The sequence below is a fragment of the Veillonella sp. oral taxon 158 genome, from assembly GCF_018376515.1.
Classification (GTDB): Bacteria; Bacillota; Negativicutes; order Veillonellales; family Veillonellaceae; genus Veillonella; species Veillonella rogosae.
Genome location: NZ_JAHABE010000005.1, coordinates 68,971 through 84,795, shown reverse-complemented (window position 1 = coordinate 84,795; position 15,825 = coordinate 68,971). Strand labels below are relative to the sequence as shown.

Sequence of the window (15,825 nt, the reverse complement as noted above, 5' to 3'; positions counted from 1 at the left end):
GAGGGATCGTTATGAAAAGAGTAGTGTTGGCTTTAGCTGCACTAGGCATTTTAAGTGTTAGCTCTGTAATGGCGGCCCCTGTATCATACCAAAGTGTATTAACAGGTAAAGTTGCCTCTACAGTTTCTGTTGGCGCTTCTGTAACAGAAGGTCAAACATTGGTGACTGTCGAAACATTAGCTGGCCCTATGGCTGCTGCTAAATCTACTGTAACTGGTACTGTATCGGCGGTTAATGTTACAGTGGGTTCAGACGTTTCTCGTGATCAAATCGTTGTCACCGTAGAAAGTAAATAAAGGAGAGAAGGAATGAAGTTTTCTCATTCTTGGCGTCGGTATAGAAAAGCGATACTGGCGCTTTTCTTCTGTACTTCACTTACAGCTACACAGGCTGTCGATTTCATGCCTGTCAATGATGTAACTACAGGTATGGAAGGTATTGCAAAAACTGTAATCGTAGGGGATACTATCTCCACCTTTGATGTAAAGGTGCTTGGTGTCATGAAGGATAAGGGACCATCTGGTCATCTTATTTTGGCAAAATTCTCCGGTTCCGTTATGGAACAAACCGGTGGTATTGCTCATGGTATGAGTGGTAGCCCTGTATATATAAATGGTAAGCTCGTTGGCGCTGTTGCCTATGGATGGGGGTTTGCAGACGGCACAATTGGGATGATTACTCCTATCGAGGATATGGTAAAACTATGGAATATTCCATATGAGAAGAATTTATCTAAACCTTGGGATGACACGCAGTTGATTCCTCTAGGAACTCCACTGATGGCTTATGGCTTTGACGCGGCGTCCATGGATTACTTTAAATCCAAGCTGCCACAATATAAATATGAAACTTATGATACTGCTAGTGCTAGTGGTGATGAAATTGCAAAACCATTAGAGGCTGGTGGATCTGTAGCAGCATTATTAGTTGATGGAGATCTTAAATTAGGGGCTATCGGTACTGTTACTTATGTAGATGGTGAAAAAATCGTAGCCTTTGGACATCCGTTCTTGAAGCATGGATCTTCAAACTACTTCATGCATAATGCGAGTATTTTTACCGTAGTTAAAAGTTATAATGCAGCATTTAAACTTGGCTCTATGGGACAAGAAGTAGGTTCTGTTACGGAGGATAGAGGGGCCGGCATCGCTGGTGTATCTGGTTTAATTGCTCATGGCATTCCATTGCGATTCCATCTAAAAGATCGCGATATGGGCCGTGATAAAACTAGCTCTGTTAAGGTAGTAGAAGATAGTGAAATGACACCAACCTTAGCAGCTACATCTTTGTATAATATGTTGAATAAAACATTGGATCGTAGTGGCTCTGGTACAGCGACAATTTCCTATACTATTACGCCTAAAGGAAAAGAGCACAAGCCGTTAACGCGGACAAATATGTTCTATAGCGCTGATTCTATTTCTGAGAAAGCCGTTGATGAGTTCTATAATGTCATCGATGTTCTAATGAATAATCGATTCATAAACTATGAAATTGCGGACATTACAGTTGAGACGGAAGTAACTCAAGATAAGAAAACAGCGAAGCTCATTGATGCGTCTGCATCATCTACTGTTGTTTCTCCTGGGGATACAATTGTTGTAGATGTTACTTTAGAACCGTTCCGCGGCGAAAAGGTTGTTAAACAAATCTTCTTTAAGGTTCCTGAAGATCAAGCAATTGGCAAATATACCTTAGAAGTACGTGGTGGTGGGGAAATTCCATTGCCATATGTTTTAGAAAAACAAAAATATAATTTAACAGATGAAATTTTGCGTCGTTTAAAAATTCATAAAGACTTTAATGAGCTTTACGATGAAATTCAAAAAACAGATACAAATAATCAAATCGTCGTAGAATTTTTGGAAGATGGCATTAGTCTAGTTGATGAAGATGGTTCTAAATCTGTTAAAAAAGCTAAAATCAAAGATGTTGAATCAAAACCTATGCCAGGGGATGTACAAAAGAAAACAGGTCAAGAAGACTTGAGCTCTGGCAAAGATGATGATAAAAAAATCGAAAAGACTGCAGTTGATACTGAGTACATCGTACAAGGCGATGGTCAATTTACGATTCATGTTATGAAGCCAGCTGATCGTGATAAAGAATTAGCTAAACGCGTGAAAGAAGTTAAAAATCAGATCAAGATGGAACATAAATTAGAGTTGGAAGACCAAGCAAAGAAAGACAAAGCTGATAAAAAAGAAGCTAAAAAATCCGATAAAAAGGATGTAAAAGATTCCCCTAAAAAGGAGTCCAAAGAGGCTGATAAAAAAGGCGAGTCTAAGGTTGATGGTACTAATTCAGCTGAGTAAGTTAAGACTGTAAGGGGAATGGGTGAATCTGTTGAATTGGCTTGAATCGATAGGTAGAACCGTAATAAACGGCCTATCGCAGATGGGTAGTGCTACATTATTAGTGTGGCACACTATAAAACAACTAAAAATGATTAATCTGTGGCATGTATTTCAGCAGATGGCTCACCTAGGGGTGGACTCATTGCCGATTATAAGTTTGACGTTGCTCTTCGCAGGTGCGGTTATGACTTTGCAGATCACAGATGTATTAATTACATATGGCGCACAAAGCACAGTTGGTGGTCTTATGGCGGTAGCTATGGGACGTGAATTAGGTCCTATTTTAGTAGGTGTCGTGCTAGCTGGCCGCGTAGGTGCTGCCATTACTGCAGAAATTGGTACTATGAAGGTAACAGAGCAAATTGATGCTCTTCGAGTTATGGCTGTTGATCCAGTAGGTTACCTCGTAGTTCCTCGTGTTGTGGCTTGTATGGTAATGGTTCCAATCTTGGCCTTTTACGGTGTGGTAATTGGTATTGCCGGTGGTTACTTTGTAGCTACTGCTATTAAAGGGTTGGCTCCAAGTACATATTTAGATTCCATTCAAATGTTCTCTACTATTTCTGATTTTACATTAGGTTTAATTAAATCTAGTGTATTCGGCGCGGTCATTGCGTTGGTAGGTGCATATAAGGGGATGGAAACTAAAATGGGCGCAGAAGCAGTAGGCTTCTCCACAACTAGTTCTGTAGTAACTAGTATCATTTTAGTATTTGTATTAAATTACTTTTTATCTACTTTGTTATATTAGTAGAAGTTTTAGAGGGATTTATGATAGAACTACGCAATGTTGTAGTTGCCTATGAGTCGCGTGTGATTTTAGACTCCGTTAATCTCACTATTAATGATGGGGAAACATTAGTTATATTAGGTGGTAGTGGTAGTGGTAAAAGTACATTACTTCGCTTGCTGATTGGCTTACAACGTCCTACATCGGGGCAGATTATCGTAGATGGCACAGATATTACAACATTATCTGAAGATGAATTTAATACAGTACGAAGAAAAATGGGCATGGTGTTCCAATACTCTGCTCTTTTTGACTCTATGTCGGTGGGGGAAAACGTAGCCTTTGGTCTACGTCAACATACGAAGTTAGGGGAAGACGAGATTAAACGCATTGTGGCAGAGCGACTCGACTGGGTTGGTCTTAAAGGATATGAATCCTATATGCCAAATGAATTATCTGGTGGTATGAAGAAGCGTGTTAGCTTGGCTCGTGCTATTGCACTAGATCCGAGTTTAATTCTTTATGATGAGCCATCGTCTGGTTTGGATCCAATTACATCAGGTACAATTAGTATGCTGATAAAAGGGATGCAAAATCGGCTTGGTTGTACCTCTATCGTAGTAACACATGATATGCAATCTGCATTTTATGTAGCCGATCGCATAGCTTTACTTGATAAGGGGCGTTTTGTAGAGATTTCTGATACAATAGAATTTAAGAATTCTACAAATAAAAAGGTACAACAGTTTATTAATGGCGAAGCAGAACCGATTAACGTATCTGCGATGGGAGATATATAATGAAGTGGACGACGGAGGCCAAGGTAGGGGCTTTCACAATAATAGGTATAGCTTTATTTATTGCGGGCATACTGTTTGTAGGACGCATTGATATATGGGCTAAACCACAAATGACAATTACTGGTGATTTTGCCCAAGTAAATGGTTTGAAAAATGGCAACCAAGTTAAGTTTTCTGGCGTAGCCATCGGGTCAGTTTCTGATATTGAAATTACACCGCGTGGCGTTGTAGTTAAGATGAAGCTTGATGAAAAAACTCAGATTCCAAGTGATTCTATTTTCACATTAGGCTCTGATGGTTTCTTAGGGGATAAATATATTCAAATTTCACCGGGCCAATCTAAAGTATATTTACAAGATGGTGACTCTGTTAAAGGGGAAGGCGTTGATGCTATGGAAAAAGCCATGCAAAGTGCTCAGAAATTAATGGATGGCACCGAAAAAATGTTGCAGTCTATCAATAATATCATTGGTGATCCAGCAACTCAAAATGCTCTCAAGCATTCCTTGCAATCTACAGCGGTGATGGCTGATAATGCAGTAGCCATTACTGAAAATATGGCAAATGTAACTGCCCAGTTAAATCAAGCTGCTCAGCAATTTAACGCTGATGGTAATGCAGGCAATGATATGCGTGCTATTTTAACTAATTTAAAACAAACTACGGATCGTGTAGATAATATGGCTCGTTCCATGGAATCTACTGTAACAGATCCTAAAGCGCAAGCAAATATTCAGGAGACGTTACATAATACGGCGCAAATCTCTGCTCGTATCAATAAATTGATGGGTGGTAAAGCATATCGAACTGATGCAAATGGAAATGTTGTAGAGGTTGGTACTACTGAAAAAAAGTCCTCCTCTAAGGTTGAACCATCTGTAGATATGTTGTATAACACAACAGATAATGAATTCCGCATCAATGGTCGACTTCGTGCATTTAACGATAAAGGAATGGCTGAAATTGGCTTATCCAATATTGGGGATGATTCAAAATTTGATTTAAATGCAGGTAAATTTATCAGTTCTAAATGGTTAGTGCGTGGTGGTATTTTTGAAAGTGAATTGGGCGTGGGCGTAGATTATAATTTACGTGGCCCTGTATCCTTGTCTGCTGCTATGTATGATCTTAATCATCGTAAATATCGTATTCGCAGTGATATACGTTTACATAAAGATACCTATGGCGTTATTCAAATGACCAGACCATTCAGCTCTACGAATGGAGGTACCTATTTCGGTATTAAACAAGTATTCTAATGACTAATACATTTACTCTTTATGAGTATGGAGGTACATATTATGAATAAAAAGGTATTATCCTTAGGCGTAATGCTCTCCTTAGCTACTACTGGTGTAATGGCTGCCGATAGTGTAACTACATCTGTTAATAATGGTGATCAACTCACTAAATATCAGAAAGAGGCTATTCAGTTAACACAAAAGCTATTGGCTAATAAAGCAGTTCAAGATAGCAAGACTTATGAGCATGCACTTGCTCTTAATGAGACTCGTACTATTGATTTAGCATTGGCGAATAACCGTACTGCAAAACAAACTAAGTGGGGGTATGAGGCCGCAAAATCTGCTGTGAGTCAAGTAGCTGCTGGGAAAAATCCAAGTGTAAGTTATGCTTGGAATGCACAGAGAACCGGAGGCGATACTGGTAGTGGCAAGTCTGGTAGCCATAATTTCTCTATTAGTGCGCCTGTATTCTATCCTCAACTTGATGCAAGCATTGATTCTGCACGCTATACTCGTGAAGGTACTGGTGCTAGTTATGAAGAAGCACTTCAACAAGCAAAATACGACGCTATTAGCGGCTACTATACATTGATTATGAATCGTAATCTCGTTGATGTAGCTCAACAAGCTGTTAAAGACTATCAAGGTCATGTAACAAATGTAGAAGCACAATATAATGTAGGCTTAGTAGCAAGCTCTGATGTATTGGCAGCTAAAACAAATCTTGCTGATTCTGAAACATCTCTTGTAAAAGCGCAAAACACTGCAAATTTGGCAGAAGCAAGCTTAAATCAAGTCATTGCATATCCTGTACAAACATCTATTACTACGGCAGAACATGATTTACAATACAAGCCATACAATGTAACATTAGAGCAAGCTAAAGCGTATGCTATGCTTCATCGTTCCGCGCTTGTAAAATCTGCCCTTGATGTGAAATCTGCTGAAGAAGCTGTAAGATCTGCTAAAGCTGGCTACTTACCGACTGTAGCGGTAAAAGCGGGTCGTGGTTATATTGATCCAGATGGTTACTTTGGGACAAGCACAAAATCCTGGAGCGTAGGTGCTAGTGCATCTTGGAGTTTATGGGATGGCGGTGCTACACAAAATGCGATTAAAAAAGCAAATGCACAACTTGAACAAGCTAAAGAAGCTAACTTAGCAACTGTAGATGCTGTTTTATTAGCAGTACAAAAAGCATATTTGAATTTGCGTTCTGCGGAACAAACGATTCAAAGTACACAAACTGCAGTAGCTCAAGGTCAAGAAAGCTTCCGTATCGCTACACTTCGTTATCGTGCAGGCGTTGGTACTAACCTTGACGTTCTTGATGCAGAAACTAAATTGACAACAGCTCGTAACAATTATGTACAAGCTCTTTATAACTACAATATTAGCATTGCAGCGCTTGAGCAATTAACAGGTGTTCCATTGAATACTCCAATTGGCCAAGGTGCTGAGGTTATTACAAATAGTGGTGCCCTTGAACAATTAGCAAAACTTGGTAGCAATCAATAATATAATATGTAACCTAAAAAGACGACTACGGTCGTCTTTTTTTCTACTTCAGTATTTACTTTCGTATTTTATATGTATATTTCATATTGGTTTAGATTAAGTATGTTATCGTAAAAAAGCAATTAATTTCCCATATATGTATAGTCGTATAACTCAATGTACTTATATTAGAGCAATTGTATTAGCAGTGTACTTATAGCAGAAATTGATTAGTGTGAAATTATATTAGTTTTATAAAATTTACCCCTAAAACACTATAGTTATTACTGTGTCTGTGGTAAGATATAGTATATATATTTATATTATTCATAATGTGTATGGGAGTATCATTATGACCCGTAAAAAGTGGTGTCTTATAGGTGCAGCGATTTTAGGTTTATCTGGTATTAGTGCCAGTATCAATCCTATCGCTCAAACGTATGTAGCACCAATGGTTAAAGAACAAGTAAATAATGCCATAAACGGATCTGTAAACTATGATTCTCTACGTATTAACTGGAATGGTGATGTAGTTCTAACGGACGTTACTATTAAAGATAGAGATGATCATTTAGTAGGGACTGCACGAGAGGTAGCAGTAGGGGTTAAGCTATCTGCTTTGCCTAGTATTATTACAAGTAATACATCAGGGGCAACGGCTATTTCAAGTGTGATTGTAGAGGCGCCGGATCTTCATATCTGGCAGCTAGCTGATGAATCGTGGAGTGTAGAAAAGTTAGTAAAACCATCTGACCCTAATAAGTCGGGTAGCTTTGATGGTTCTATTACAATTCATGATGGTCGCGTAGCTGTACGAACCAAAGATGGACTAAAGAGAAATGTAGAAAGTCTCGATGGGACTATGGCACTTAATATGGGTGGTATGTCTAAAGGGGCATTTACTGCTGATGTTGATGGCTCTTCTGTTGTATTAAATGGCACCATTGATATGGACCATGTATCTAATTTCGATCTTTTTGTACAAGCAGATGAAATTGATACGGCAGGTTTCATGAGTTTTGTACCACTTCGTCAAGATTTATCTGTAACGGGTGGGAAATTACAAGATTTACATCTCAATGTTAAAAGTGAAGATGGCAATTACATTATGAGTGGTAATGTCGGTTTTAAGGGCTTAACAGGCACTTATAAGCGTGGTAATACTATATATAATATTACCGATGGTATAGGTCGCATTATGCTAAATCATGACCAAATCGTTATTAGTCGCAGCTCTTGGCGTGTTAATGATCAAGTAGCCAAGGTTAATGGTCTTGTTACGTTAGGTAAAGAGGAAGAGTATCTAAACCTCAATGTTGTGGCCGATAAGGTTGCTTTAGAAGCGCTTACCGATGTAGGCATAACTGGTGTTGTAGGTGGCCGTGCACATATCGGTGGTACAACGGTAGCTCCTCGTGTAGATGCTACGATTAGCAGTGATGGTATTTCTTATAAAGGATATTATGTTGATCGTGTACAAGGTGATATTGTCTATGATGATGGATTAGTTCGCCTTGAAAATACTCGCTTGTCAATTGGGGAAGGTAATGCAAAGGTTAATGGTCAATATGTAGTTGATACAGGCGACTTTGATGCTACAGTAAAGGCTCAAAATTTACCTTTGGATACTTTTACAAAAGATATGTCCACCCCTATTACAGGTAATGTAGATGGTGAGGTTCGTATCTTAGGTAAAAATAATCAAGTTACGGATGTAGTGGGCGCAGTTGAAGGGCGTCAAATTGGGATTCGTGGTGTAGTAGCTGATGCGGCGAAAGCTAATTTTACCCATAGTGATAATCGAACTAATCTAACCCTAGTAGGCAATATGGGGGATGGTGCGTTTAGCGGATATGGCTATATCCAAAATGGCAATGTAGATGCTACTATTTCTGGTAATGCCTTACCATTGACGTCATTAAGCCCTATTATCGGACAAGATGTAGATGGTACGTTGAATACGTCTATTACAATAAAAGGTGTTCTGGATAATCCAAATGTGACCGGCACTGTATGGGGGCAAGAGGTTCACTATAAAGGGGCTCGATTTGATAATATCCATGGGGATATTCAGTTGGATAATCATGTTCTCACCATCACAAATGGACATGTTGGAGATGCAAGTGGTGGATATGATGTAACGGGCTGGTATAACATTAATACTGATGCATTAGACTTAAATGCTCGAGCTCGTGCAGTACGTATTGAAAATCTAATCCGTACAGTTACAGATATTCCAATTACAGGCTGGTTTGAAACAGATAACCATATAACAGGTACTGCGGCGAATCCTATTATAGAAGGTCGTGCTCATTTATGGGATGGTTCTGCGTATGGCAAGCTCGTAACTAATGCCTTTGCAAAATACAACTATAAAAATGATATTTTAGAGCTGTATCGCTTTGATATCGAAGGTTATGGTGCAACTATCACTGGAGGAGGTACAATCTCTAAAGACGCCATTAATGTTGACTTTGAAGGTAAGAAAATTGATATGGGCAGATTGCTCATCAATACAGACTACAAAGTTGACGGTTTATTATCGGGGCGCGGGATTATCACAGGTTCTATGGATAACCCTCAATTTAATGGATACATATTATCTGATGCACTATCGATTAATGGGGAATTATTAAATGATATTCATGGTCATGTGTATGCAGATAAAACGGTAGTGAATGTACAAGACCTTACCTTTGCTGAAAAAGATGGAGGCCGATATGTTGCTAAAGGCGGCATGAAGCTTGACGATAGTAAACAATTATTTGGCGTATTAGATGTTACTAATGGTAGCGTAAAGAATTTATTAACCTTACTAGATCGCCCTAATGAACATCTTGATGGCAAGTTAAATGGCTCTGTAGAAATTGGAGGCACAAAGGATAATCCGAGTGTCAATGTAGTAGGTAAGATTAGCGATGTAAGTATTGATGACAAGGTTGTAGGTGACGCAACTCTCAATGCTAGTCTTGCGAACCGTAAGTTCAAAATTACAACCTTAAAATTGCCTGTTGATGAAGGGCTCATTGCGATGGGTGGGACATTAGATCTTGATGGACAAGCAGATTTACAGGTTGCATTAAAGGATGTTGATATTGTACCGTTCTTGCCGTTAGTAGGTAAGGATATTCAAGCTACAGGTTGGATAACTGGTGTTATAAATGTTACAGGCGAAACTAAAAATCCTAAGGTTGAGTTATCTAGTTCTGTAGAGTCAGGTTCGTTTAATGGTATTGGCATTGATGAAGGCTTTGTATTGGCTACTATGCAAGATCATGTCATCCAAATTCAACGAATTCAAGGTGCTAAAAGTGGTTACAAGCTAAGCATCTACGGTAAGGTTCCGTTAGCGGCTATCTACACGTCTGGCTATATTCCAGCAAATGACAGTAAGTCTATGGATGTAACAATTGACTTTAACGAAGCTGATATGGCGGTTATTCCTCTTGTAACGACGAGTGTTAAAAATGCGACTGGTCCGTTAAAAGGTGTTATTAGACTTACTGGTACTATCGATCAACCTGAAGCATATGGTACAGTTTCAGTTCGAAATGGTACGATGAAGCTAACTAGTGTGGAAAATGAAATCACAGGCATTGATGGAGATTTGATTTTCTCTGGTCAACAAGGTGATTTCCAATCTCGTATTAATATGGGTAAAGGTTCTGCAGGTTTAGCTGCTAAAGTAAATTGGTCTGGTCATAGCCTTACTAATTACAAAGCTGCGGTTCAGCTGGATGGCTTAGAGGTGCGTAGTGAATATGTACGAGGACCATTAAATGGTGAACTTTATATCGCGGATAGAGATGGCTTGCCTACATTGATAGGTAATTTGAATCTTGAAAAGGTTCAATTCAAAATCCCTCTTTCCATGGAATCTAGTGAAAGTACTAGAAATATGGGCGTCGATGTCACTGTTCATGCAGGTAAAGGTGTACGCTTGTATGATCGTACGTTGTATAACATGTTTATCAGTGGAGATGTTCACTTTGGTGGCACCTTGCAAAATCCAACAGCTAGTGGTCAATTCGATGTAAGAAATGGTACGTTCAAATACTTGAGCCATGTATTTAACATTACAAAAGGGAAAGCTCATTTTGTAGGTGGTTCTTATTTGCCTAACTTACAATTAGAGGCTGAAACTAATGTAAGCAATTATAATATCATGCTCAGTGTAAAAGGGACTGTTGATCATATGGACTTAACACTGTCATCAAACCCTAATTTGTCTCAAAAGCAAATTATCTCTATGTTAACCTTTGGCCGTGGGGCAGATTCAAATAGCAGTACATTGACAAATGATGATGTAAATGCTGTTGCTACAGCAGGGTTACAAATGTTTGCCTTTGGTTATGTACAAGATGCATTACAAAATACATTAGGCTTGGATCGTATTAATATTACTACAGGTTCCATTGATCCTGATGAGCCGACGAATAAGGAAACCGCGGGTAACTATAATATTGAAATTGGTAAGTATGTATTACCGAAAGTTATGTTGACCTATTCACAAGGTATAAATAACAAGCAAAAAAAATATGGTATAGAGTATTCTGTTAAACGAAACCTCAAGTTTACTGCATGGCGTACATCTGAAGGAAACAATTATATAGGTGGTCGTTGGACACGAAGCTTCTAAGTGTGTGGCTAGAATGTGTAAACCCTATAGGTATGCACATTCTAGTCATATTAATTTCATAAAATTTGTTTATAGTAGTACTCATTCCACGTAATTTATGCTATAATAATAAAGATTTATTAGTCTTTATAAAACAAGATGTAAACTCTTTATGGGGATAAGTTCTAGGAGGAATTTATGTTTAAACCAAAAGCCTATAAAAGTATGCTTGCAGCGTCCGTGTTGACGGCTGTCATGGGGACAGGCAGTGTATTTGCTGCTGAGGTACAAGCTGGCTATACTCCAGATTTAAATAGCACAACAACAACTAGTGCTGCCACTGCTAATGATGCAGCTACTACTCAAGCTGTTTACAATGCTGATGCAACTACTACAACTACGCAAGATGAAACTGATGCGGCGATTTTAGCTGCTCGTGGTGATACAACTGTATCTAGCGATGGTACTGTAGTAAAAGGTTCTGACGGCACTGTTACAGTCAATAATGCAGCTTTAAAAACTGATGATAAACAAGTAAAAATGGTATCTAAAACTACTGGTGGTACTGACCTTGATAAGGCTGCCGAAAATGGCCAAACTCAAGCTGTTACAACAGTAGAGGCACAATATGTTTCTTCTGCTAGTGCAGAAACTGTGAATCCATATGTAGGTAAGTTGATTACTGGTTTATCGATCTCTGGTGTTACGGCTCAGCAACAAGCGGATTTATTGCCTATTTTGACTGAACGAGTGGGCGATGCTGTATCCGTTGATGGCGTATTTAGAGACGTAACTAACCTTGGCAATACAGGTTATTTCTCTGAAGTTAACCCTGTGTTCACAACAGTACCTGAAGGCGTTAAATTGGACTTTGCTGTTACAGTAAATCCAATTACTACAGGCGTATCCTTCGAAGGTAATACTGTTTACACATCCGAAGTATTGACTAAGTTCATGGATATCCAACCGGGTCAAGTTCTTAACTCTGTATACGTTGGTCAAAAAATTCAAGGTATCAACGCTGCATACGCTCGTGATGGCTACATGTTAGCTCACGTTGATGGCATCCGTGTAGATGACCAAGGCATGCTTCATGTACATATCGTAGAAGGCATTGTAGAGGATATCATTCCTGCTGGTAATAAGAAGACTCGCGATAAAGTTATTACTCGTGAATTTGTTCAAAAGAAAGGTAAACCTTTCAACAAATTCTTGGTACGTCGTTCTGTAGAGCGCGTATACAACTTAGGCTTCTTTGACGATGTAAACGTTCGTATGTTACCTGGCGAACAAGATCCTAACAATGTAATCATTGAAATCGATGTATTGGAACATAAAACTGGTACTATTACATTAGGTGCTGGCTACTCCGAATCTGACGGTTTGATGGGTATCATTGAGTTTGGTGAAGAAAACTTCCGCGGTACTGGTGATAAATTTAAAGTTCACTGGGAAATCGGTGGTAAGAAAAAATACAAAAACTACCAAATTTCTTACTTAAAACCTTGGATCGATAGCAAAGGTACATCCCTTGGCTTCTCCTTCTTCAACCGTGAAGATGAATACACAGACTACAATGAAGATGGTAATGAAGTAGCAGAATACAATAAGAAATCTCGTGGTTTCAATATTTCCTTCGGTCGTCAAACTGGGGAATATACACGTGATTACTTGACATTAGAATCCCGTAAAGATTCCTATAAATGGGATAGTGATGATAGCTCTGGTTATCGTTATGATACTGATGCTATTTCCAATACAACCGGTAGTGGCAATGATTGGGATAATAGAAAACCTGGCACGAACCAAAGTTGGAACTTTGCGTCTAATAACTATGTGAAAAATAACTTTGGACGCATTAACTCCATTACATGGCAAAAAGTATACGATTCCCGTGACAATATCTATGATCCAACACGTGGTCGTCGTATTTCCTATACAGCACAATGGGCTGGTCATGGCTTAGGCGGTGACTTCGACTTCTACAAATTCACAGCTGAAGCACGTATGTATAAAAAACTAGGTGCTAAGAATGTATTGGCATTCCGCGCACGTGGTGGCTTTATCCAAGGTGATGCACCTTATAGCCAATTATTCACATTGGGTGGTGCTGACTCCTTACGTGGTTATGAAGATGATCAATTCCGTGGTAAGTATATGTATAATGCTACATTGGAATTCCGCTTCCCAATCGTTAAAAAGGTTAGTGGCGTATTGTTCACTGATATCGGCGATGCATGGGATGCTCCAAATGTTACATGGTACAACAGCAAGAAAACCTTTAACTATGGCGTTGGTGCTGGTGTTCGTGTTACAACACCTATCGGTCCTGTTAAACTTGACTATGGCGTGGGTAAACACAAAAATAAATTCCACTTCAGCTTCGGTACACAATTCTAATATAGTAAAAGTATATGGTGGAGGCCTCTTTTCGAAGAGGCTTTCACCAATATCTCTATATGGCATCCTTTGATGCAATAATTTACAGAAAGATTTATAGAAATGAGGGCACTCTATTATGATGCGAATGATGAATAATAAGGCGAATGTGAAGATTTTTTCCATCGTCATTGCTACCGTATTTATTATCGGTATTGGTGCGTTAGCATACACTCAAATGGCTACGCCTAGTGGTAATGGTGGGGCTAGTACAATTGGTGTTATCGATACATCTCGTATGATGTCTCAAGATAATCCATTATTTGTGTCTGCCGCACAAGAGTTCATGAGTTATCAAAGTCAATTACAACAAGAAACTCAAGCTAAAATTGATGCAGCACAAGATGATGCGACGAAACAAAAGTTGGTAGAAGAAATGCGTCAAAACTTGGCTAAAAAAGACCAAGAAATTGCTAAATCTATTCAAGATAAAGCTATGGAAGCAGCAAAAGCTGTTGGTGATGGTAAAGGTTTAAGCGTTGTTATGTCTAAAGATACTGTATTATACGGTGGCGTAGATATTACAGATCAAGTGTTGAAAAAATTAGCTAGCGATGCAAAAAAATAAGCTGTAGTTCTATGTAAGGGAGAACGACAATGGACGGGAAAAAACGATATATAGGATTAGTCATATTTCTCGTTGCTGCAATAAGTGCTATGGTTTGGGCCTATGGGTTTGTAACAAATCGCCAACAGGGGCCAAATGGGGTATCCATAGGTGTTGTGCGTATTGATGATGTATTAGAGTTTAATCCATCTTATGAGGATTATAAGCAAGCTAAAAATGAGCTAGATCTTTTACAACGTCAATATGAACTTGAGCAACAAGCCTTAAATGCCAAGTCGGAGACACAAGATGAACAGTTGAAAACACTTGCACTGGATTCAACCTTGTCAGATGCTCTTACGGTGGAATTGCAAACTCGTATTGCAACAAAAGAAAATGAACTAAATCAGCAATTAAATGCTAAGCGTAACGAATTGACTCAAAAATATTTAGCTGAGTTAAAAGTAAGTACTAATGAATATGATCTAGAAATCGTAAACCTTCAATTAGATTTATATGCCTATGATGCTCGTGTATATATTGACGATGCACAAAAGGCAGCCGCTATGGATGAAAAAGCCAAGAAAGAAGAGCGATTAAAAGAATTATTAGCTAAACGAAAACCATCGAATCTCGATGTGGATTCTATAAAAGCAAAGGTACAGGCTGAGCTTGCCCCAATGCAACAAAAAGGACAAGAGGAACTCAACCAATATGCAGCATCTCTACAGAAGGAGTTAGCAGAAAAACGAGATTCTATGGTGCAACAACAAGCACAAGCTATCATTGCTAATAACAACCTTCCTGTAGCGCAAGAGTGGAATGATACATGGGCGAAAAAGCTTTCTGATAAAGAGGCAGAAGTGAGCGCTATTCATGAAGCTATTTTGGAAGATGTACGCATGCGCGTAGCTGTAATTGCAAAAGAACAACATTTAGATTTAGTCATCATTGATGACGGTGGTAATATTAAAGGGCTTGATATTACAGATGCAGTAAAGGCATCTTATCGAGTTCAATAAGGAGTTATATAATGAATAAACGTATTAAATCTTTAGTATTGAGTGCAACTTTAGTGGCTTCTATGGCGATTTTAGGTGGCTGTGGTTCCAATAATATCGGTTATGTTGATACAATGAAAGTAGCTAACAGCACTGAAAAAGGTATCGAGATTACTAAAGAAATTAACGCTAAAAAAGCTGAGTTGAATAAGAAAATTGAAGCTGCTGATGATGCTTCCAAACAAAACGTATATAACCAAGCATCTCAAGAGTTAACTGCTTTTACAAATGCAAAAGCACAAGAATACCGTCAATACCAAGAGCAAAAAATCAATGAGCTTGTAAAAGAGAAAAAACTTGATGTTATTATTGAAAAAGGTGCTGTTGTAGGCGGTGGCGCTGATGTGACTGAAGACTTGATCACCAAAATGGGTAAAGCATCTGAAGCTCAAATTAAAGAAGCTGAAGAAGCTGCGAAAGCTGAAGAGCAACAAGAAGCTCAACAAAACGCTCAACAAGCAGGTCAAGCTGCAGCAGCAGCTACTACTGAAAGCGCACAATAATTAAGGATTATCACAGGGGGAGGAGTTTA

The 15,825-nt window shown here is 38.8% G+C and carries 11 protein-coding genes; all 11 read left to right on the top strand.

The window, feature by feature from the left end:
• Positions 1-11 precede the first annotated feature (11 nt).
• Complete coding sequence (locus tag KH364_RS04650; RefSeq protein ID WP_009352733.1) at positions 12-296, top strand: biotin/lipoyl-containing protein; 285 nt, start codon at positions 12-14, stop codon at positions 294-296.
• A 12-nt stretch (positions 297-308) separates the two neighbouring features.
• A complete protein-coding gene (locus KH364_RS04645; RefSeq protein WP_273298778.1) occupies positions 309-2,315 on the top strand; it encodes a SpoIVB peptidase S55 domain-containing protein in 2,007 nt (668 codons plus the stop codon).
• A 31-nt stretch (positions 2,316-2,346) separates the two neighbouring features.
• On the top strand, positions 2,347-3,108 hold the full coding sequence (locus tag KH364_RS04640) for an ABC transporter permease (RefSeq protein WP_071587059.1): 762 nt from the start codon (positions 2,347-2,349) through the stop codon (positions 3,106-3,108).
• A 20-nt stretch (positions 3,109-3,128) separates the two neighbouring features.
• The gene (locus KH364_RS04635; RefSeq protein WP_273298777.1) at positions 3,129-3,887 is read left to right on the top strand and encodes an ABC transporter ATP-binding protein; all 759 of its coding nucleotides are present in this window, start codon (positions 3,129-3,131) and stop codon (positions 3,885-3,887) included.
• Complete coding sequence (locus KH364_RS04630) at positions 3,887-5,146, top strand: MlaD family protein (protein WP_273298776.1); 1,260 nt, start codon at positions 3,887-3,889, stop codon at positions 5,144-5,146. Before KH364_RS04635 ends, KH364_RS04630 begins: the two co-directional genes overlap by 1 nt.
• Before the next feature lie 42 nt (positions 5,147-5,188).
• Positions 5,189-6,649, top strand: a complete 1,461-nt coding sequence (locus KH364_RS04625; protein ID WP_273298775.1) for a TolC family protein — start codon at positions 5,189-5,191, stop codon at positions 6,647-6,649.
• Positions 6,650-6,980: 331 nt separating this feature from the next.
• On the top strand, positions 6,981-11,267 hold the full coding sequence (locus KH364_RS04620) for a translocation/assembly module TamB domain-containing protein (protein WP_273298774.1): 4,287 nt from the start codon (positions 6,981-6,983) through the stop codon (positions 11,265-11,267).
• A gap of 177 nt (positions 11,268-11,444) precedes the next feature.
• On the top strand, positions 11,445-13,646 hold the full coding sequence (locus KH364_RS04615) for a BamA/TamA family outer membrane protein (RefSeq protein WP_273298773.1): 2,202 nt from the start codon (positions 11,445-11,447) through the stop codon (positions 13,644-13,646).
• A gap of 118 nt (positions 13,647-13,764) precedes the next feature.
• Positions 13,765-14,253, top strand: coding sequence for an OmpH family outer membrane protein (locus KH364_RS04610; protein ID WP_265137606.1), 489 nt, complete (start codon positions 13,765-13,767; stop codon positions 14,251-14,253).
• 29 nt (positions 14,254-14,282) lie between these two features.
• Complete coding sequence (locus KH364_RS04605; RefSeq protein WP_273298772.1) at positions 14,283-15,254, top strand: hypothetical protein; 972 nt, start codon at positions 14,283-14,285, stop codon at positions 15,252-15,254.
• An 11-nt stretch (positions 15,255-15,265) separates the two neighbouring features.
• Positions 15,266-15,796, top strand: a complete 531-nt coding sequence (locus tag KH364_RS04600; protein ID WP_054747791.1) for an OmpH family outer membrane protein — start codon at positions 15,266-15,268, stop codon at positions 15,794-15,796.
• The last annotated feature ends 29 nt before the right edge of the window (positions 15,797-15,825 follow it).